Below are 22539 nucleotides of genomic sequence, written 5' to 3'. Positions count from 1 at the left end.
ATTTGATGAATTTTAATAACTATGCGATTTTATCGCATCAGTACTAATTTGGGATTATGAATGGATCCTAAAAAAAACGGCTGCAAAACAGCCGCTTGATGGGGCATGCCCTCACGATAAGCACTTGGAGGGCATGGATGCTCATTGGCACGGCGTCGCCAAAAACCGTTGCGACGCCATGCATGAGCGCTGGGGGAATAGGGGTTATCCGCAATGGAAGAACGTCTTCACGAGCTTCTCCATCTCCTGGTCGTTGCCAGCGATGTCGCTGCGAAGGGTGCGGTCGGCGAAGCCACGGAGCTGAGCCTCGATGCCGTCGATCATGGCCGGACTGAACACACCGTGCTGCTCAAACACCGCACGCTGCTTCTCCAGGCAGTCGGCCGATGCCTCGCAGCTGTCGGGCAACTGAGCCAGGGCGCCCACGCGGTCGGCGTTCTCGGCGTCGTGGATATTATAGTTCACGTAAGTCTTCTCGGCCACCTGCAGGGCGTCGGGCATCTCAAAGCCGTGGCGGCATGCCACACACAGGCCAGCGATGAGCTGATAGATGTCGGCTGAGCCGTCGGGAGAACGCATCTCCACGGTCTGCTTGAGCGAGGTGTCGAAGTGTTTCTCAGCCTCGAGCGGGTTGGCCATGCTGCACATGTCCCTGTTGGAGGTCCAGCCCAGCGGCACTCTGACGAGCACTGAGCGGTTGCAGTCGCCCCAGCACACGTTGGTGGGAGCCTCCTGGTGAGGAACCAAACGGAAGTAAGAGGTGGGGTTCTTGTTGCCGAAGGCGGTGATGGCGGGAGCCACGTCCATCATTCCGGCAATCATGGTGCAAGCCTCGGGGCTCAGGCGACCGTCGCGGATCATCATGTTCTTGCCGTCCTTCATGATGCGCATGTGGATATGGAGACCCGATCCGGCCTTGCCGGTGGTGATCTTCGGAGCGAACGTAACGTTCAGGCCCATCTCGGCGGCCACGTTGCGAATCACCCACTTGGCAATCATCAGTTGGTCGGCGCTGGTCTGTGCGTCGACGGGCAGGAACTCAATCTCGCCCTGCTCATATATGTATCCGTCCTGCTGGAAGTTGCCCACCTCCGAGTGGCCATACTTAATTTGGCCGCCCGTGCGTGCGATATAGTCCATGCACTTGGTGCGGAAGGCTGTGGTCTTGGCAAAAGGCGACGACTCGTGGTAGCCGCGCTGGTCGACGGCGGGGAAGGTGCCATCGTCGGGAATCATCACGTAGTACTCCAACTCGCCCATGGTGTGGAACTCCATGCCGGTCACCTCGGTGAAGGCGCGAGTGGCCTTGGCAAGGGTGTGCTCGGGTGAGCTCTCCAGCGGACGGCCGTCCTTATCGAAGAACGAGGCCAGCATGCAAATCGTGGGAACCTCGGCAAACGGGTCGATGAATGCGGTGCGGAAACGCGGAACGACGTAAAGGTCACTGCTGCCAGCACTGATAAACGAGAAAAGGCTCGATCCGTCGACGCGCTCACCACAGGTGAGGATGGTCTCAAGATAGTTGAGGTTATTGATGACGAAGTTCAAGGTCTTCAACTTTCCGTCGCCGGCGGGATACATGAAGTTCACCATTCGGATGTCGTTGTGACGGATGAAGTTAATAATGTCGGCCTTGGTAAACTCGCTTGCGGGTTTCTGCAAATAAGCCACCATCTCGTTGGCATTGAGCAAAAGTTCGTCGCTGTTCATAGTAACGGTTGTTTAAAGGGTTGTTTAAGGTATTGTTAATTGTGATTTTCCAGGTTCGTAGCCTCTACGGCCGATAGCGCGCCATGGTGTGGGGCATCAGCTTATCGCCAATGGGCCGTGAGTGGCTTATTCGTTGCAAATATAGCTAATAACTTGATACGCTCAAAATTTTAAATGCTTTATTTCTCGCCGATGTCAAACTATTCGCTCCTTATATAAAAAAAAGGACCCGCCTCGGACGCTTCCGGACGGGTTACCTAAATGTTTTGCAACGTACTACCTAATAAATAAACCAAATAAAATTTGATGGTGCAAAAATACACTTTTTCCTTGATACTTCCTAACAAAACCGTCTATAAAAATAGTAAAATCGTATAGATCGGTACTATTTTAACAAGATTAGTACGTTTTTTACACTTATAAAGCACAAAAAATGAGTAACTTTGCAAAAGAGCGGGGTAAATACCGCCTACTAAAACGCAATCACCAACCAAGCCTATGCGCCATTTTTTGAAAACAATGCTACTGCTCGTGGCTGCCGTTTGGCCTTTCGCCATGCAAGCCAAGAGCTACCAAGTGAAATCGCCTTCAGGGCGCGTTTCAGCCACCGTAAACCTCGATAAGGGCGCCACAATCACCGTGGCTCTCGACGGACACACGCTCCTCAAGGGCGCGAACATCAATCTTTTGCTCAACGACGGCCAGGCCGCGCTCCAGGGCGACCAGGGCGTAAAGGCCAAGCGCACCAAGGCCAGCCATACCATCGACGCGCCGTTCTACCGCCAGCGCCAGTTCCGCTTTGAGGCCAACCAGCTCGATCTGCTCGCACCCACGGGCTTCGGGCTGCGCGTCGTAGCCTCCAACGAGGGGGTGGCCTACCGCTTTTATACCACACGCACGGGAGAAACGGTTGTCAAGAACGAGTCGGCCCAGTACCAGTTTGGCAACAACCGACGCGCGTGGCTCTCGCCATCGACCAACGTGAAGAACCCGTTCCAAATGGCTTTCCAGAACATTTACCACGACACCACGCTCGACACGATCAGCACCGTGCCCTCGTTCCTGCCGGCCACCGTCGACTGTGGACAGGCCAAGGTGACGCTGCTCGAGAGCGACGCCCATGCCTATCCGGGCATGTGGGTCAAGGCCGACGGAAAGGGCTCATTGAACGCGCTCTTCGCCCCCTACCCCACACGCATGGACTACCATCCTTGGCGCCGCATGACCTACGTGGCCGAGACGGCCAATTACATCGCCACATCCAAGGGCGCCCGCGTCTATCCCTGGCGTATCATGCAGATCAGCGAGAAAGATGCCGACATGCCCACGGCCAACATGGTGTATGCCCTGGCTGAGCCCAACCGCATCGGCGACACATCATGGATCAAGCCGGGTAAGGTGAGCTGGGACTGGTGGAGCGATTGGAACCTCGAAGGGGTGGATTTTCGCGCCGGAATCAACACCGACACCTATTTATATTATATAGACTTCGCAGCGAAGCACAAGCTCGAATACATCATCCTCGATGAGGGATGGTACGACTCCAACAAGGGCGACATCATGCATCCCATCGCCGACGTGGACCTGCCCCGCCTCATCAGCTATGCCAACAAGCGCCATGTGGGCATCATCCTTTGGACGGTGTTCAACGTCATTGATGAGCAACTGGAGGAGGCTTGCAGCCATTACGCCAAGATGGGCGTGAAGGGATTCAAGGTCGATTTTCTCGATCGCAACGACCAAACGGCCTTTGAGATGGTGGATCGACTGGCCGACGCCTGCGCGCGCCATCACCTCGTGCTCGACCTCCACGGCATCTACACACCCACGGGACTCAACCGCACCTACCCCAACGTGCTCAATTTCGAGAGCGTGTTTGGCATGGAAGAGGTGAAGTGGGGTTCGCTGAAGAACAACCATCCGCTCTACGACGTGACGTTCCCCTTCATCCGCATGCAGTCGGGCAGTGTCGATTTCACGCCGGGCGCTTTGCGCAACGGTACACGAAAGGATTGGCTCGCCTCCTACACCAAGCCCATGAGCCAAGGCACACGCTGCCATCAGGCTGCCGAATATGTGGTGTACGACTCGCCGCTCACCATGCTCTCGGATGTGCCTACAAGCTATGAGCGTGAGCCGCGGTTCACGAGTTTCCTCGCCAGCCTGCCCACCGTGTTCGACAAGACGACCATTATCGAGGGCCAGATGGGTAGCCACATCGTGACGCTGCGACAAAAAGGCAACATCTATTACATTGGCGGACTGACCAACTGGGATGAGCGCGACGTAACCATCAACCTCAATTTCCTGCCCGCCGGACAAGCCTTCAAGGCCACACTGCTCACCGACGGCATCAACGCCGACCGCAACGCCAACGACCATCGCTTCGAGGCGCGCCAGGTGTCGGCAGCCGACAGCCTCGCCATCCACATGGCATCGGGCGGCGGTTTCGTAATGGTCATCGCACCGGCCACAAGGTAACAGGCCGTGGAGAACTATCCGTAACGACAACAATAACATAAAAACATAAAACAAATCATGAGACATTCCATCATCGTGACACTGGCGGCAGCCACGCTGCTCGCCGCTCCCGCACAAGCGCAGAAGAAAAACGCGGCGGCGGGTTATCCCATCACGCCCGTGCCTTTCACACAGGTGAAGGTGCCTGCCCAGAGCTTCTGGGGACAGCGCCTTGAGGCAAGTCGTAAGATTACCATTCCGCTCGCTTTCTCAAAGTGTGAGAGCGAGGGACGCTACAAGAACTTTGAGCGTGCCGCGCAAAACATGAAGACCCACGCCGACAATGTTGATGTGAACAAGGTGATGCCCTATTCGTTCGACGACACCGACCCGTACAAGACCATCGAGGGTGCCAGCTACATCCTCCAGACGTTCCCCGACAACAAGCTCAAGGGCTACATCGACTCGGTGCTCAACATCATCGCACTGGCGCAGGAGCCCGATGGATACCTCTACACGGCTCGCACGCAGAACTACACCCACCCTCACTCATGGGCCGGAAAGACCCGCTGGTCGAAGGAGGAGGACCTCAGCCATGAGCTCTACAACCTCGGACACATGGTGGAAGGCGCCGTGGCCCACTGGCAGGCCACAGGAAGCCGCAAGTTCCTCGACATCGCCTGCCGCTACGCCGACTGCGTGGTAAAGGAGGTCGGACCTGGAAAGGGGCAGGCTTGTGTGGTGCCGGGCCACCAGATTGCCGAGATGGCGCTCTGCCGTCTCTACCTCGCCACAGGCAACAAGAAATACTTAGACGAGGCCAAATTCTTCCTCGACTATCGCGGAAAGACTTCCATCAAGCAGGAATACTCGCAGAGCCACAAGCCTGTGGTGGAGCAAGACGAGGCCGTGGGCCACGCCGTGCGTGCCGCCTACATGTATGCCGGCATGGCTGATGTGGCCGCCCTCACAGGCGATTCGGCCTATATCCACGCCATCGACCGCATCTGGGACAACATCGTCACCAAGAAGCTGTATATCACGGGCGGCATCGGTGCTACGGCATCGGGCGAGGCCTTCGGTCCCAACTATTACCTGCCCAACATGAGCGCCTACTGTGAGACGTGCGCCGCTATCGGCAATGTCTACGTCAACTATCGTTTGTTCTTGCTCCATGGCGAGAGTAAGTACTACGATGTGCTCGAGCGCTCTCTCTATAACGGCCTTATCAGTGGCGTGAGCCTCGACGGTGGTGGCTTCTTCTACCCCAACCCGTTGGAGTCGATGGGCCAGCACCAGCGCCAGCCTTGGTTCGGTTGCGCTTGCTGCCCCAGCAATATTTGCCGCTTTATTCCTTCTCTGCCAGGCTATGTTTATGCCGTTAAGGACAACAATCTTTACGTAAACCTCTTCCTGGCCAACACCGCCACAATGAAGGTGGGTGGCAAGAGCGTCACCGTAAGCCAGCAAACGGCTTATCCTTACAATGGCGACATCACCGTGTCGGTGGTGAAGGGTGGCGGCGCCTTCGGCATGAAGATCCGCGTTCCGGGTTGGTTGAAGAACCAGCCGGTGCCTTCAAACCTCTATTATTACTCCGACACCAAGCGCCTGGGATACAAGGTGCTCGTCAATGGCAAGGCTGTTGAGGGCAAGGTTACTGCCGATGGCTACTACACCATCAGCCGCAAGTGGAAGAAGGGCGACAAGGTGCAGGTGCACTTCGACATGGAGCCGCGCACCGTACGCGCCAACAACAAGGTGGAGGCCGACCGTGGCATGATCGAGGTGGAGCGTGGCCCGCTGGTGTACTGTGCCGAGTGGCCCGACAACAACTTCGACATCAAGGAGGTGCTGGTCAACCAGAATCCGTCGTTCAAGCTCGGAACGAAGACCCTCGACGCTTTCATCCCTGAGGCAAGCAAGGCCAAGCTCGTCGACTGGCGTGGACAGACGCTCACCACACTGACCACCGACGCACAGACCCTGGCGTTCGACAAGGCCGGCAAACTCACCACCAAGGACGTTACGCTGACCCTCATCCCCTATTACGCATGGGCTCACCGTGGCGGCGGCGACATGAAGGTGTGGCTCGCCCAAGACCTGAAGGCCACCAATCCCTCGCAGCCCGCCACGCTCGCCAGCCAGAGCAAGATCGAGTCGTCCATGCGTTTGCCGTCGCTGCAGAGCATCAACGACCGCCTGGTTCCGAAGGACGCCACAGACCGTTCGATTCCTTACACCCACTGGTGGCCCAAGAACAACACCACCGAGTGGATCAGCTACACCTTCCCTGAGGCTGCCACCGTGCAGAGCTCAACGGTGTATTGGTTCGACGACCAGCCTTGGGGCGGTTGCTCAGTGCCCGACAGTTGGAAGCTCTACTACAAGGATGCGCAAGGCCAGTGGCAGCCCGTGGAGGACGCCGACGCCTATCCGGTGGAGAAGGGTGCCGCCTGCACCGTCAACTTCAAGCCGGTGAAGACCACCGCCATGAAGCTCGAGGTGAAGATCAACGAGCGCCTCTCAGCCGGCGTGTTCGAGTGGAGCGTGAAGTAATCTACCAAGTCACGTGAAGCGAAACGGCTAAGCCAATACCACCATACCGCATGAGCCCATTAGGTTTCAAAGCCTAATGGGCTCATTGGTTCATAGGCTTGATGGAAACCCTGCTCAATGACAATACCGTCCAAATCATATAAAAAGCAGTCCAAATATAGTGTATGGCGTGTTATTATTGAACAAATAAGCTTACCTTTGCATCAACGGTTTGCATCGGTTTGTGCCGAATGTGGACACTGCTAAGACAAATTTATTCTACCATATTCCATCTTTATGAACAAGAAAACTCTGATAGCCTTTTGCCTCATGGCTTCGCTTACGGCGACCGCCCAGCGGGCAAAGATCAAGACCGTTACTCCCGTGGCAGTCACTACCACTGTCGGAAAGGTGCCTATGCTGCCCTACCGTCTCTGGGTGACCTACGCTGATGGACACGGCGAATACCGACAGGTGAAATGGATGAACGCCGCACTCGAGACCGAGAAGGCGGCTGCCGACGCCAACAAGTATCCTGCCGGCTCATCCTATGTTGTGCAGGGTTACATCATCGGCGACAACAAGACGGCCGCCGGATTCCCCATCTCTGCCCATGTGAGCGTGGTGGCCACCGAGGCTCCTGTTCCGCAGCCCAAGCCCGTGGCTGAGCCGTTGCCCCTGGGGAGCGTGCAGCTCATTGGAGAAAACCGCCTGACGCACAACCGCGACCTCGACATCGACCACCTGCTCACGCTCGACCCGCGCCAACAGGTTTACAACTACCGCGACACCTACGGACTGCCCACCGACGGCTATCCCGTGAGCGACGGATGGGACTCGCCCACCACGAAGCTCAAGGGCCACGGAACGGGCCATTACCTTTCGGCCATGGCCATGGCCTACGCCAGTTGCACGGACAAGGCAAAGCGTCAGCAACTCAAGAAGAACATACAGTATGTGGTCGACCAGATGCGCCAATGCCAGGAGATGACGTTTGTTTACGACAAGCAGCTGGGCCGTTACCGCGAGGCCCGCGACCTGGCGCCCGAGAGCGAGCTCCGACAGTTGGGCGGCACATGGAAGGATTTCGATCGTTACAAGACCGACTGCGCCCACTACGGCTACGGATACATCAACGCCATTCCCGCCCAACACTGCGCCCTCATTGAGCGCTACGCGCCCTACAACAACGAAGAGGGCGTGTGGGCACCTTACTACACCGTGCATAAACAACTGGCCGGACTTATCGACATCGCCAACCTCGTGGACGACAAGAAGCTCGCCGCCAAGGCGCTCGTCATTGCCAAGGACATGGGCCTCTGGGTGTGGAACCGACTGCACTACCGCACCTACGTGAAGACCGACGGCACACAGGCTGAGCGCCGCGCCAAGCCGGGCAACCGCTATGAGATGTGGAACATGTACATCGCCGGTGAGGTGGGAGGCATGCAGGAGTCGCTCGCCCGCCTGTCGGAGATGGTTGCCGACAAGACGGAGAAGGCGCATCTCATCGAGGCCGCCAACTTCTTCGACGCACCGGCCTTCTACGAGCCGTTGTCGCGCGGCATCGACGCCATCCGCGACCGCCACGCCAACCAGCACATCCCCATGATTGTGGGTGCGCTGCGCTCCTATCGTTCCAACGCCAACCCTTACTACTGGCACATCGCCGACAACTTCTGGGACCTGGTGCAGGGCCGTTACCGCTACGCCATGGGTGGCGTGGGCAATGGCGAGATGTTCCGTCAGCCTTACAAGCAGATGGTGAGCATGGCCACCAACCCCGCCGGACCCGACATCAATGAGACGTGCTGCGCCTACAATTTGGCCAAGCTGACCAAGGACCTCAACGCCTACCATCCCAACGATGCGCGCTATATGGACTATTATGAGCGCGTGCTCTACAACCAGTTGGTGGGCTCGGTGAACCCCCACGAGTATGCCGTGCTCTACCAATATGCCGTGGGCCTCAACGCCAGCAAGCCGTGGGGCAACGAGACTCCGCAAGCCACCTGCTGCGGCGGAACGGGCGCCGAGAACCACGTGAAATACCAGGAGGCGGCTTATTTCACCGCCGCCGACACCCTCTGGGTGGCGCTCTACCTGCCCACACGCGCCACATGGCAGGGCCTGACGCTGCGCCAGGACTGCACGTTCCCCGCCCAGCGCTCCGTCGTCCGTGTGGAGAAGGGCAAGAAGACGTTCACCATGAAGTTGCGTGTGCCCTATTGGGCCACCACCGGCTTCTCCGTTCAGGTGAACGGCAAGGAACTGGCCGACCATTACCAGCCGGGCTCTTACGTCACCATCGACGCACGCCGCTGGCAGAAGGGAGACAGTGTGGTGGTCAACATGCCCTTCACACGCCATCTCGACTTCACCCCCGACAAGATGGACATCACGCGCAAACAGTCGTATAAGCCCATGTGGGCGGCAGCCTTCATGAACGGCCCGCTCGTCATGGCCGCCAAGGATGTGCGCTCATGGGACGAGGCCACACTGAGCAGTGAGGCCGACGCCGACCGCCTGTCGTTTGTGCCCGACTATGATGCCGACCGCCATATCACCCATTACTTCCGCATCGACGGCGCCATCGAGGACACGGCGTATGTCGACACCACCACGCTCACCGAACTGTTGCGTGTGGCTGAGCAGCGCTTGGCTGAGCAGCAGGCGTGGGACGCCATGGAGAAGAAGGTTCCTGAGTTTGCGCCCTGGGCCAAGAATGGCATCGACGAGATGCGCTCGCGCTATGAGGCCGCCAAGGCGTTTGTGGCCAACCACAAGGGCAATGGCGCCGTGGTGGCGAGCGAGCTCAACGCCGCCCTCAGCATGATGCGCCCCGGCAACCTCGCCGAACCTGCCGACCTCAAGGAACTTCTCGAGGCGTTGCAGGCGGCACGCGCCATCGCCGCGCCCACCCAGCGCCTGAAAGACGCCATGGGTTATGCCGAAATGGTGAGAGACTATGTGAACGACGGCAGTGGCACCAAGGATCTCATCCGCCGCGGCCTCACAGGTCTGCGCGCCGCCATGCCAGCCAACTGATAATGATGTGTTCGTTGGCCAACACCTTCCCGTTGGCCAACGAACACATTTTCCCTAATCACCCCTGTTGCAACGACGCACCACGAATTGCATCGTTGCACCGAAACTTTTCTCCCAACGCAAACAAACGCATGTACCGCCTTGCCGTTTGTTTGTCATTATTGGCTTGGAAAAAGCAAACGCATTAGCGCCTTCCGAGATACGCATAAGTCGGGTCGCAACGGCTCATGGTCATAGGAAGGTCAAAAATTAAAGGCAGAATATCAAATTGTTCTATACATATTAAGGAGAAAGAGTGTACCTTTGCACCATAGAAACCCAATCTACCCGGCTCAAAACCGGCCGTTCCGAAAACCCAATAGCATGCGAAGACTCCTCACACTCTGCCTGGCGCTCATCGCCACACTCAGCCTGTCGGCTGCCAAGAAGAAAGCCCTGTGGCCCGACGGAACGCCCATGGACCCTTGGTTCGCCGACACCACACAGGTCGACCTCAACCAGTTGGGACGTCGCTACGTGGTGACCGACTACGGCGTGTCGACCGACTCCACCCAGGTGCAGACACAAGCCCTGCAGCGCGTCATCGACCGTTGCGCCAGCGAGGGCGGCGGCGTGGTGGTGGTGCCGCGTGGCACGTTCCTCTCAGGCAGTTTGTATTTCCGCCAAGGCACCCACCTGCAGGTGGAGGAGGGAGGCCGGCTGAAAGGCTCCGACCGCATAGCCGACTTCGACCTTCGCACCACACGCATCGAGGGTGAGACATGCACCTACTACACCGCCCTCATCAACGCCGACGGCCTCGACGGCTTCGTCATCGCCGGTCCCGGCACCATCGACGGCAACGGCCACCACTATTGGCGCCAGTTTTGGTTGCGCCGCCAGTGGAATCCCCAGTGCACCAACAAGGATGAGCAGCGCCCCCGACTGGTTTACATCTCGCGTTCGAGCCACGTCACCGTGCAAAACATCCACCTTACCAATAGTCCGTTCTGGACCAATCACCTCTACCGCTGCCACCATGTGCGCTACCTCAACGCCCACATCACCTCGCCCACCGAGGGCCTGAAGGCCCCATCGAGCGACGCCATCGACATCGACGTGTGCCACGACGTGCTGGTGAGCGGATGCTACATGAGCGTCAACGACGACGCCGTGGCGCTGAAGGGCGGCAAGGGCACGTGGGCCGACCGCGACTCTACCAACGGTCCCAACCGCAACATCCTCATCGAGCGTTGCCTCTACGGCACCGTGCACGGCTGCCTGACGCTCGGATCGGAGAGCATCGAGGACCACAACGTGGTGCTGCGCCACTGCCACGCCAACAACGCCAACCGTGTGTTGTGGCTCAAGATGCGCCCCGACACGCCCCAACGCTACGAGAGCGTCAGCGTGGAGAACATCACCGGCCGCACGGGATCGTTCCTCGTGGTGCGCCCGTGGACCCAGTTTTTCAAGCCCGCCGACCGCGCCGACATGCCCCTCTCCGAGTGTCGCGACATACAGATCCGCGACATCCACATGGACTGCAACAACTTCTTCGACGTGGGCCTGAGCGACAAGTACCGCCTGCACGACTTCACCTTCTCCACGATCGACATCAACAACAAGCGCGGAGCGTTCGACCCCACCATCATTCCCAGCGCCAAGGTAAACGGCGTCAGGGTGAACGGCAAGAAGCTCTGACCCACTCCACCCCTTCCTATCCCATCGAATCATGAGACACCTGTTATTATATGCGCTCTGCCTGATGGCCTCCCTGCAGGCCCAGGCCCAGCACTTCGAGTTCGACCTGACGCAGGCCCAGCCGCGCTACACCGACGCCACGGGCTTCGGCTACGACGTGGTGGCATCGCCCACAAAGGGCAGCAAGGCCCCGTTCTTCTTCAGCGTGAAGGTGCCCGATGGCAACTATCGCGTCAGCGTCACCCTCGGCAGCCGTCGCCAGGCCGCCGTCACCACCGTCAGGGCCGAGTGTCGCCGACTGATGGTGGAGCCCGTGGCCACCCGTCGCCGCGAGTTGCGCACGGTGAGCTTCGTGGTCAACAAGCGCAGCACACGCATCGACGACCGCCACAGCGTGCGCATCAAGGATCGTGAGCGCGACTACCTCCACTGGGACGACCGTCTGACCTTCGAGTTCAATGGGTCGGCGCCCGCCGTGAGCCGCATCGTCATCGACCGCGACACCACGGCCACCACCCTGTTTCTCTGCGGCAACTCAACCGTGGTAGACCAGAGCCGTGAGCCCTGGGCCTCATGGGGCCAGATGATTCCACGCTGGTGGGACGAGGGCGTGGCCGTGTGCAACCTGGCCGAGAGCGGACTGACCGCCGGCTCGTTCCTGGCCCAAGGGCGCCTCGACTACATCATGGCCCACCTGCGCCGTGGCGACTACGTGTTCTGCGAGTTTGGCCACAACGACCAGAAGGAGCGCAACGCCGGAGCCGGCGCATGGTACAACTTCAGCCATAACCTCAAGGTGTTCATAGACCGTGTGCGCCAGAAGGGCGGCATCGTGGTGTTCTGCACCCCCACACAGCGCCGCTTTTTCGACAACACCCACCAGCACATCCTTGAGACCCACGGCGACTATCCCGACGCCATGCGGGCCGTGGCCCAGCGCGAGAAAGTGCCCGTCATCGAGTTGCACAACATGACCCGCACCTTCTTCGAGACCCTCGGCTATGAGGGCAGCACACGGGCGCTGGTGCACTACGCCGCCCACACGTTCCCCGGACAGGAGCAACCGCTGGCCGACAACACACACTTCAACCCCTATGGTGCCTACGAGGTGGCCAAGATGGTGGTGGAGGGCATCAGGCAGCTCGGCCTTCCGCTGGCCGCTCACCTGCGCTCCGACTGGCGCGACTACTCGCCCGCCCACCCCGACAACCCCGACACCTTCGTGTGGTACGCCGCGCCCATCTTCGAGACGGCCAAGCCCGACGGCAACTAACCGCATCCGCATGTTGCGCCACAGAGAACATGCAGCTGACGAATAGAACAACTACCTTTTTACAGAAAACAAGAAACAAGCTACACAGATATGAACAAACGAATCATCACAGCCACATTCCTGATGGCCATGAGCTCGCTGGCAGGCTTCGCCCAACGCCAGTTTGACAACCTCGACCGAGGTCTCATCGCCGTGAAGAGCAATGGCGGCATGTACTGCTCTTGGCGCATCAACGCCGACGAGTATTACGCCACCACCTACGATCTCTACCGCGACGGTGTGAAGGTCAACGACCAACCGCTCACCGTTTCCAACTTCACCGACCCCAACGGCACGCTCGAGAGCCAATACACCGTGAAGGCGGTGCACGCCGGACAGGCGTCGGCCGACAGCAAGAAGGGCCTCAGCCTGGCCAACGGATGGCTGGAGGTGAAGAAGCCCAAGCGCATCTCGAACGACGGAAAGACCGACATCTCCAACCAGTATGAGCCCAACGACGCCACCATTGGCGACGTGGACGGCGACGGCGAGATGGAGCTCATCACCAAACAGCTCTTCATCGGCCAAGACCCGAACAACACCTCACAGGCCGACTTCGCACGCATCGAGGTGCAGAAACTCGACGGCACGTTGCTCTGGTGGATCGACTGCGGCCCCAACATGTGGGATTTCCAACAGAATGAGATCAACATCATGGCCTACGACTGGGACGGCGACGGCAAGGCCGAGTGTGTGGCCCGCCTGCAAGACGGCAGCGTCATCCACATGGCCGACGGCACTACCTACACCGTTGGCGACGCCACGAAGGATTATCGCGGTGGCGTCTACAACTTCCTCAGCAAAGGCGACGAGTTCTTGGTCTACATGAACGGCCAGACGGGCAAGCCCTACGTGGTGCAGGAGTTCCCCCTGAAACGCTTCGAGAGTGGCGAGAGCGACCTCAACGCCGCATGGGGCGACGGCTACGGCCACCGCTCGATGAAGTTCTTCTTCGGCGCCCCCTATCTCGACGGCCGCAAGCCCAGCATCTTCCTGGCACGAGGCATCTACACCCGCCACAAGATGATAGCGCTCGACGTGGATCCCGCCACCCACCATTTGTCGGTGCGTTGGCGTTGGAACAACAACACCCCCGGCTCACCCTGGTATGGCCAGGGCTACCACAACTTCGTCATCGCCGACGTCGACCTCGACGGACGCGACGAGATTGTGTTTGGCTCCATGGTCATCGACGACAACGGCCACGGCCTGTCGACCACAGGCCTCGGTCATGGCGACGCCCAGCACGTGGGACAGTTCGACCCCTATCGCAAGGGACTGCAGATGTACGCCTGCAATGAGACCCGGCCGGCCAACAACTACCGCGACGCCACCACCTCGAAGATCTTCTACCGTTTGGCCGGCGGCGGCGACGATGGCCGTTGCATGTTTGCCAACTTCACCAACCGCGTGCCGGGCGCCATCGGGTCGTCGGCCCACGACAGGCCCATCAGTGCCGTCACTGCCAAGCATGCCGAGGGTCTGCCCGACGGCTATTGGTTCGGCAACGTGTTCCGCATCTATTGGGACGGCGACCTGCTCGACGAGGACAACAATGCCGCCAGCATCCACAAGTTTGAGGACCAGAGCACCATCACCCTGCCTGGCGCCCTGAACAACAACAGCACCAAAGCCACACCGTGCCTGCAGGCCGACATCTTCGGCGACTGGCGTGAGGAGATTGTGGCGCGCACCGAATCGGGCGACATGCGCATCTACACCACCACCATTCCCACCCAGCACCGCATGGCCTCGCTGCTCACCGACAAGCAGTATCGCAACGCCATGCAGACCCAGATGAACGGCTACAACCAGCCGCCCCACGTGTCCTACTTCGTGGGCGAGCTCGAGGGCATCACCATCGCACCGCCTCCCGAGGCCACCAATGGCAAGACCGAGATCAAGAACGGTGGCACCCTCTCATCGGCGCTCAACGGCAAGCAGGTCATCATGGCCGAGACGTCCGACATGACCGTGAGCGTGGCCGAGGGCGCCCAGCCCGAGGTATTCTTCGATGTGGCACCCTCATGGACCCAGGGTCACGACAACAACAACAACATCACCACCTCTTACTACACCCACACGCTGACGGGCGCCGCCTTCTCGGGCGCCACCCGTGTCACCAAGCAGGGCTGCGGCACGCTCGTCATGCCCACCGCCGTGCAGACCTACACGGGTCCCACCGATGTGTGGTTTGGCACGCTTCGCTTCGATGGCGTCATGCAGCACTCGCACGTTTGGCTCAACCGTTTTGCCGAGCTCAACTCCGACGGTGGCTCGTTCCAGGCCGGCGTCAGCATGGACTATGGCGCCATCCTTCGTCCGGGCGCCGACCATGTGGGCATGGTGACGATCGACTCGCTCCACCTGGGCTTCGGCTCACGCGTGGTATTCGACATCGACGACAACACGAAGAAGGCCGACAAGCTCGTGGCCAAGAAGCTCGTCATTGAGAAGAAAAACTGGAGCCAGGGCCCGCAGTACAATGCACCGGTGTTTGAGATCCACCCCACCTACCTCAGCGGCAAGGACCGTTTGGAGGCAGGCACCTACGAGTTGGCTGACGTGGCCGACATCAAGGGCGACATAGCCGACATCACCATCGACGGCATCAACAACCAGAAGGCCGCCCTGAGCGTGGCCAACGGCAAGATCTTCATCACCATCGCCGACCAGCGCGACGCCGCCGCTGTGGAGTGGCAGGGCGCCATGGATGGCAACTGGGACCTCCTCAACACCGAGAACTTCACCGTGGGCGGACTGAAAGACCAGTTTGTGAGTGGCGACCGCGTGACCTTCACCGACAACGCCGAGCGTGGCGACATCACCATCACCGAGCCGGTGACGGTGGCAGCGCTCAACTTCACCAACGATACGCTCAAATACACCCTCAGTGGCGACAGCATCCTTGGCACAGCCGACCTCACCAAGACTGGCGAGGGAACGGTGACCCTCAACAACGAGAACCGCTTCGTGGGCACCACACGCATCATGGGCGGCACACTCAACGTGGCGAAGTTGGCCAACAAGGAGGGGCAGGAATATGGCTCACTGGGCGGTGTGAACAACCGCATCGAACTGTCCGACAATGGCGAACTGGGCGTAGCGACCAACATCACCACCAACCAGACCATCCGCCTGGCAGGCTCCGACGGCGCCATCAACGTCGACGCCAACGCCCGCCTGACCCTGAAAACCGGCATTGTGTCGACCAACGGTCGCCACACCCTCACCAAGCGAGGCACAGGAACGCTCACTCTTGACGCGGCCAGCACCCTGCGAAGCATCCATGTGGAGCGTGGAACACTCGACCTCTTCGATGGCGTCAACGCCGACACGGTGCGCTTCACCGGCAGCGGAGCCAAGGTGTACGACAGCAACACGATGGGCTCTTACAGCAACAACAGCACAACCTTCGTGGTGCCTGAGAAGATTACTGGCAACTTCTGGATGGATCCGCGCTGCGACTACAAGGGCAAACTGCTCGGCAAGGGCACGCTCTATGTGTACGCCGCCGGTCCGCGCAACACGCTCAGCGGCGACTGGAGCCCATTTGAGGGAACCGTCGTTGCGGGTCAGGAGCAGCGCAGCACCTACGGACCCAGCTTCGACTGGAACAACAACTACGGCCTGCCGAAGGCCACATTGCAAGTGAGCAAGGGCACAACGTTCCAGGCCGGCAGTCGGTCGATGGCCATCGGTCACGTCAAGGGCGAGGGTGTCATCAACACAACGGGCACCCTGACCATCGGCACGCTCAACGAGGATATGCTGAAGACGACCACCCTGCAAATCACCAACGCCAAGGTGCGCAAGGTGGGATCGGGCATCTGGACGCTCACTACCGCCAACGCCCAGCCCAACATCGGCGCCGTGACCATCGCCGGGGGTGAGCTCCGCCTCGACGACACATCGTTCAAGACGTTGCTCCTGGGCACATCGGGCGTCACCGTCACCGACTCAGGACTGGTGCAAGGACGCGGCAAACTGCAAAGCATCGTCGTCAACGGCGGCACATTGGCTCCCGGCACCTACTTTGGCAACCACTACGGCGCCATCAAGACCGAGGGCAACATCACCCTGTCGAAGGGTAAGTTGGAACTGACCATCAGCAACAACCGCAACAACGGAACCAGCCGCTCCTACCTCGAGGTGGGTGGAACGCTCACCCTCAACGACTCGGTAGTGGTCAAGCTGAGCGACCGTTACGCACCTGCCGTAGGCGACAGCATCGTGCTCTGGACCGCCAATAAGTTTAGCGGCAAGCCGAAGGTGAGCCTGCCCACACTGCCCGACGGCATGATGTGGGACAGCTCCGCGCTGGCCGCCGCCAACGGTGTGCTGAAGATCGCCGTGAACACCGGCATCTATGGCGTGAACGCCGACGGCACCTCGCGCCGCCTCATCTTCACCCTCGACGGCCGCCGCGTCAACGAAGACCTCAACCGTCTGCCCGCTGGCGTGTATGTCGTCAAGGAGAATGGCAAGACCTATAAGGTGAATAAGCAATAAGGAAGATGGGCCTGATGGGTGGCGCCAGCGCTGCTCACCAGGCCCATTGTGCTTTTTGCGCCTACCACTCACACCACCAAGCATACGCATAACCCACAAACCCATCATCCATGAAGCACATTCTTTCCCTTCTCACCATGGCCCTGTGCCTGTCGTGCACAGCGCGCACAGCGCCCAGCAAAATGGTTTCGGCCACCGCCTCGGCAGCCGCCACACCCACCGCACGCCAGTTTGTCATCACCTTTGCGGAGGGAGCGCGCCTCACGGCCTACCTGCCCGCCCAACCCTCGGGCCGCGCCATCGTAGACCTTCCGGGCGGCGGCTACTCGCATCTGGCCGTCGACCACGAGGGGCACCAGTGGGCCGACTGGATGAACCGTCAGGGCATCGCCTTCTTTGTGTTGGAGTATCGCATGCCCAAGGGCGACCGCACCATCCCCCTGACCGACGCCTACCGCGCCATGACCACCGTGCGCGACTCGGCCACGGCATGGCGCGTCAATCCCTACGACGTGGGAATCATGGGCTTCTCGGCAGGCGGACACCTGGCATCGGCGGTGAGCACCCACGCCCCATGGGCAGCACGCCCCAACTTCAGCATCCTGTTCTATCCCGTGGTGTCGATGGACGAGCGCGTCACCCATAAGGGATCGTGCGCCAACTTCCTGGGGGCCGAGGGCATGAAAGACCAGCGCCTCATACAGCAGTGGAGCAACGACGCCTGCGTGCGTCGCCATCTCACACCACCCGCCTGCGTGATCCTCTCCACCGACGACCGCGTGGTGCCTCCCGTCACCAATGGCGTGGCCTACTACTCAGCCATGCGCCGCGCCGGCAACAACTGCGCGCTCTACGCCTATCCCTCGGGAGGGCACGGCTATGGAATCCGCAAGAATTTCGCGTTCCACGAGCAGATGCTCGGCGACCTCAAGGCGTGGCTCGCCACCATCGCCGCGCCAAGTGAGCAGGCGCAGCGCGTGGCGTGCATCGGCAACTCCATCACCGACGGCATGGGCATCGACATGAGCGAGGTCTATGGCTACCCCGCCGTGCTCCAACGGCTGCTGGGAAAGAACTACAACGTGAAGAACTTCGGCGTGTCGGCGCGCACCCTGATGAACAAGGGCGACCTGCCTTACATGAAGGAGCAGGCGTGGGCCGACGCGCAAGCGTTCCTGCCCAACATCGTGGTCATCAAGCTGGGCACCAACGACTCGAAGGACTACAACTGGATACATGGCGCCGACTATGGCGCCGACCTGCAGAAGATGGTCGACACGCTGCGCGCCCTGCCCTCTAAACCTCAGATCTATGTGTGCAGTCCCATACCGGCCGCCCGCATCTGGGGCATCTCCGACAGCGTGATCGTCAATGGCGAGATACCCGCCATCAAACGGGTGGTGAAGAAAAACAAGCTCGCCTACATCGACCTCCACACCGAATTCAAGCCCACCGAAGGCCTGATGCAGCGCGATGGCATACACCCCACCGACAAGGGAGCGGCCCAACTGGCCAAGATCATCGCCGCGCACATCCATACCCAAAAATGATGATTTGTCGAATTAGCCCACTCGCGCAGGCCTGTTAGTCGTCGATTTTGCGTATCTTTGCAAAAGCATTGAGCCAAAGCTTGCAAAGATTGATATGATCAAAAAGACAACATGCTTCATCTATGTGGCGCTGCTGGTGGCGATGGCCACCGCAACCATGGTGGAGAACAGCCACGGAACCAACTATGCCCACACGGCCATCTACGGCTCGTGGTGGTTCGTCCTGATGTGGACTGCGCTCACGGCATTGGGCGTGGCCTATCTCCTGAAACGCCATGTGCGCCACTGGGGCACCTGGATGCTGCATGGATCGATGGTCGTCATCCTTGTGGGCGCACTGCTCACCCACCTCACCGCCACCAAGGGCAAGATGCACCTGCGTGAGGGCGAGACCACCAACGCCTATATCGCTGAGGGCGACGGCCACGACATGCGCAACGCCATGTTGCCCTTCAGCCTACAGCTCCAGCGGTTTGAGACCTCCTATCATGCCGGCACCAGTGCCGCGGCCGACTACGAATCGGTGTTTACCGTGATCGATGGCCACGAGCGGCAGAGGGGCCGCGTGTCGATGAACCACATTTTCTCCTACCGTTCCTATCGTTTCTATCAGGCGAGCTACGACGCCGACGGCCACGGAACGGTGCTGGCCGTGAACAGCGACCCCTGGGGCATACCCGTCACCTACACCGGCTATGCCTTGCTTTTCTTCTCCTTGCTCTTCATGCTCGTCGACCCCAAGGGGCCTTACCGCCGTGTGCTCCGCAGCGACCTGCTGCGCAAAGGGGCGCTCATGGGCCTGCTGCTCTTCGCCTTGGCCACAAGCGGCCGGGCACAATCCACCGTGCCCCGCGCCACCGCCGACAAGCTGGGACGCCTCTGCATGCTCTACAACGACCGCATCTGCCCGGTGGAGACCTACGCCCTCGACTTCTGCAAGAAGGTCTACGGCGCCCGTTCCTACAAGGGGCTGACGGCCAACCAGGTGCTGGCCGGATGGCTGTTCTATGGCAACGAGTGGGCCACGGAGCCGTTCATCCGCGTCAAGGGCAGCGCCCTGCGCAAGCAGATGGGCCTCGAAAGCCATAGCGCCATGGCCAATTTCTTCGTCATGGGACAATACACCCTGGGCCCACTGGTCGAGGAATACTACCAAGGCAACACCGACAAGGTGCACCAGCAGGCCCTCGACGTGGACCGCAAACTGATGCTTGTCATGGAGCTGCGCCATGCCGCGTCGCTCCACCTGTTGCCCTACACCACGCCCCACGGCGTCACCACATGGTATGCGCCCACCGACACGCTGCCGCAAACGATGAACCAGCAGCAGGCGCTCTACATCCGCAGCGTGTTCTCGCTGATGGCCCAGGATGTGGCTGCCGGCCGTTGGGACCGCGTGGATGAGTTTCTCAACAAGATGGATCGCTACCAGCACGTCTTTGGCGGGCGCACCCTCCCCTCAGCCCCACGCTACCAGGCCGAGCGCGCGCTCAACGCCGTGCCCTTCGCCACGGTGCTCTTCATGGTGAACCTCACGCTGGGCCTCATCGCCCTCTTCTATATCATGGGCCGCATGACCGAGGCCCGCTGGATCACGCCCCGCCGTCGCCGGTGGGCCGACGGCACGTTTGCCGCGCTGCTCGGCCTGTCGTTCCTGGCGCTCACCGTCGCCATGGCGCTGCGCTGGATGGTGAGCGGCAACATACCCTTGAGCAACGGTTACGAGACGATGCTGCTCCTGGCGTGGTTTGTGGAGGCCATCGCCCTGCTCATGCAGCGCCGTTTCCGCATCGTGATGGTGTTTGGGTTCCTGCTCTCGGGCTTCTTCCTCCTGGTGAGCCACATCAACGCCATGGACCCGGCCATCGGCCAGATGATGCCGGTGCTCAACTCGCCCCTGCTCTCCATCCACGTGAGCGTCATCATGATGAGCTACGCGCTGCTCTCGCTCACGTTCATCTGCGCCGTCATGGGCCTGCTCATGCGTCACCACGAAGGCGAGCTGCAGGCGCTCAGCCAGCTCTTCCTCTACCCCGCCGTGGCCGCCATGGGCATAGGCATCTTCATCGGAGCCATCTGGGCCAACGTGAGTTGGGGAAGCTACTGGAGCTGGGACTCGAAGGAGACCTGGGCGCTCATCACGTTCATGGTCTACGCCATCGCCCTGCATGGCGGCAGCCTGCCGGCGTTCCGACGTCCGCGCCCCTACCACTGGTTCATGGTGCTGGCGTTCCTTTCGCTCATCATGACCTACTTCGGCGTCAACTACCTGCTGAGTGGAATGCACTCCTATGCCTAACAGCCTCTACCCTTCTTACCGACAACAATAAAAGAACCAATCAACAATATGGAAAACAACAGGTCTTCAAATCTCACGAAGATACAACTCAACACCTTCGACAACGGCACGGAAGTGCGCGAGCACCACGTCATGATCAGTCTCACCGACACGGGCCGCACGCTGACCTACGCCGACCAGCTGCGCCTGGTGGCCGAGGAGTTCAAGGCCACCCGCAAGGAGCTGGGCGCCAAGACGGTGTTTAAGCGCTACTTCCTCAGCGACGCCGCCAACCAGGCCGACGAGCTGATGAGCTACGAACTGGAGAGTCCGGAGTATGCGGTGTCGATCGTGCAACAGGCTCCCGCCAACGGCACGAAGGTGGCGCTGTGGGCCATCCTCATGACAGGCGTGGCCACCAAGGCGCTGCCCAGCGGTCTCTACGAGGTGAGCCACGGCCCTTACCGCCAGCTATGGAGCGCCTCGTGCAGCAACCTCGCCAAGGACTCGGAGCGCCAAACGAAGCTGTTGCTCAACGAGTATGTGATGCGACTGCTCAACGAGGGCTGCACGCTGGAGGCCAACTGCGTGCGCACGTGGTTCTTCGTGAACGACATCGACAACCACTACGCTGGTGTGGTGAAGGCGCGCAACGATGTGTTTGTGACGCAAAACCTCACCGACCAAACCCACTTCATCGCCTCGACGGGCATCGGAGGGCGCCACGCCAACCCACGTGTGCTCTCGCTCATGGACGCCTACGCCGTGACGCCCTTGGCCAAAGGGCAGATGGGCTACCTCTACGCCGCCGACCACCTCAACCGCACGAGCGACTATGGGGTGAGCTTTGAGCGTGGCACCTATGTGGACTATGGCGACCGCCGCCATGTGCTGATCTCGGGAACGGCCAGCATCAACAACAAGGGTGAGATCATGCATCGCGGCGACATCCGCCGCCAGTGTGAGCGCATGTGGGAGAATGTGGAGGCGCTGCTCAACGAGGCCAACTGCTCCTTCGACGACATGAGCGAGGTGGTGTGCTACCTGCGCGACCCAGCCGACTACGCCGTGGTCAACCAACTCTTCGAGGAGAAGTTTGGTGGGAACGCTGGTCGCAAGGCCACACCTTTCATCTTGGTAAACGCTCCCGTGTGCCGCCCCGGCTGGCTCATCGAGATGGAGTGCATGGCCACGAAGGCCATCAGCAGCGACTATCCGCAGTTCTAACCCAAATCGGTCGTCATTAGATAATAAAGGGACACAAAAAAAAGACAAACCAAGCGGGCTGAAACCCTATGGACTTTTTAGGGCTCATCCGACATTTGGAGTGATTTGAAGTGCGCATCACATCTAATAGCTCTGGCCTCAGACGGCTTTCACAACGAATAGTTAATTTAGCCTCAGACGGCGTAACAACGAATTTCTCTCTAAGTTTGCAGAAGAATGCG

General features: G+C 59.9%; 10 protein-coding genes. 9 read left to right on the top strand and 1 reads right to left on the bottom strand.

Going from position 1 to position 22539, the window contains the following annotated elements:
* Nucleotides 1-204 precede the first annotated feature (204 nt).
* Nucleotides 205-1710, bottom strand: a complete 1506-nt coding sequence (locus WKK33_RS10480; protein WP_287767905.1) for a glutamine synthetase family protein — start codon at nt 1708-1710, stop codon at nt 205-207.
* A 519-nt stretch (nt 1711-2229) separates the two neighbouring features.
* On the opposite strand from WKK33_RS10480, the gene WKK33_RS10475 reads away from it, so the two are divergent.
* From WKK33_RS10475 to WKK33_RS10435, 9 genes are all read left to right on the top strand, one after another.
* The gene (locus tag WKK33_RS10475; protein WP_337933766.1) at nt 2230-4191 is read left to right on the top strand and encodes a glycoside hydrolase family 97 catalytic domain-containing protein; all 1962 of its coding nucleotides are present in this window, start codon (nt 2230-2232) and stop codon (nt 4189-4191) included.
* A gap of 57 nt (nt 4192-4248) precedes the next feature.
* Entirely contained in the window at nt 4249-6729 is a 2481-nt protein-coding gene (locus tag WKK33_RS10470; RefSeq protein ID WP_337933765.1) for a glycoside hydrolase family 127 protein, read from the top strand.
* Between the two features lie 276 nt (nt 6730-7005).
* Nucleotides 7006-9756, top strand: a complete 2751-nt coding sequence (locus WKK33_RS10465) for a beta-L-arabinofuranosidase domain-containing protein (RefSeq protein WP_337933763.1) — start codon at nt 7006-7008, stop codon at nt 9754-9756.
* A 363-nt stretch (nt 9757-10119) separates the two neighbouring features.
* The gene (locus WKK33_RS10460; protein WP_337933761.1) at nt 10120-11439 is read left to right on the top strand and encodes a glycosyl hydrolase family 28 protein; all 1320 of its coding nucleotides are present in this window, start codon (nt 10120-10122) and stop codon (nt 11437-11439) included.
* Between the two features lie 31 nt (nt 11440-11470).
* Nucleotides 11471-12712 (top strand): rhamnogalacturonan acetylesterase, encoded by a 1242-nt coding sequence (locus WKK33_RS10455; protein WP_337468977.1) that lies wholly within the window; start codon nt 11471-11473, stop codon nt 12710-12712.
* Nucleotides 12713-12802: 90 nt separating this feature from the next.
* Entirely contained in the window at nt 12803-17263 is a 4461-nt protein-coding gene (locus WKK33_RS10450) for an autotransporter-associated beta strand repeat-containing protein (RefSeq protein WP_337933759.1), read from the top strand.
* Nucleotides 17264-17373: 110 nt separating this feature from the next.
* Nucleotides 17374-18813 carry an acetylxylan esterase AxeA1 gene (gene axeA1 / locus WKK33_RS10445; protein ID WP_337933758.1) on the top strand — a complete coding sequence of 480 codons (1440 nt, stop codon included), beginning with the start codon at nt 17374-17376 and terminating at the stop codon, nt 18811-18813.
* A 94-nt stretch (nt 18814-18907) separates the two neighbouring features.
* Entirely contained in the window at nt 18908-21112 is a 2205-nt protein-coding gene (ccsA, locus tag WKK33_RS10440) for a cytochrome c biogenesis protein CcsA (RefSeq protein ID WP_337933756.1), read from the top strand.
* Nucleotides 21113-21160: 48 nt separating this feature from the next.
* Nucleotides 21161-22318, top strand: coding sequence for a Rid family hydrolase (locus WKK33_RS10435; protein WP_337933754.1), 1158 nt, complete (start codon nt 21161-21163; stop codon nt 22316-22318).
* The last annotated feature ends 221 nt before the right edge of the window (nt 22319-22539 follow it).

The sequence above is a fragment of the Hallella sp. genome (genome assembly GCF_037460745.1).
Taxonomy (GTDB): Bacteria; Bacteroidota; Bacteroidia; order Bacteroidales; family Bacteroidaceae; genus Prevotella; species Prevotella faecis.
This window is presented reverse-complemented; position numbering and strand designations above follow the sequence as displayed.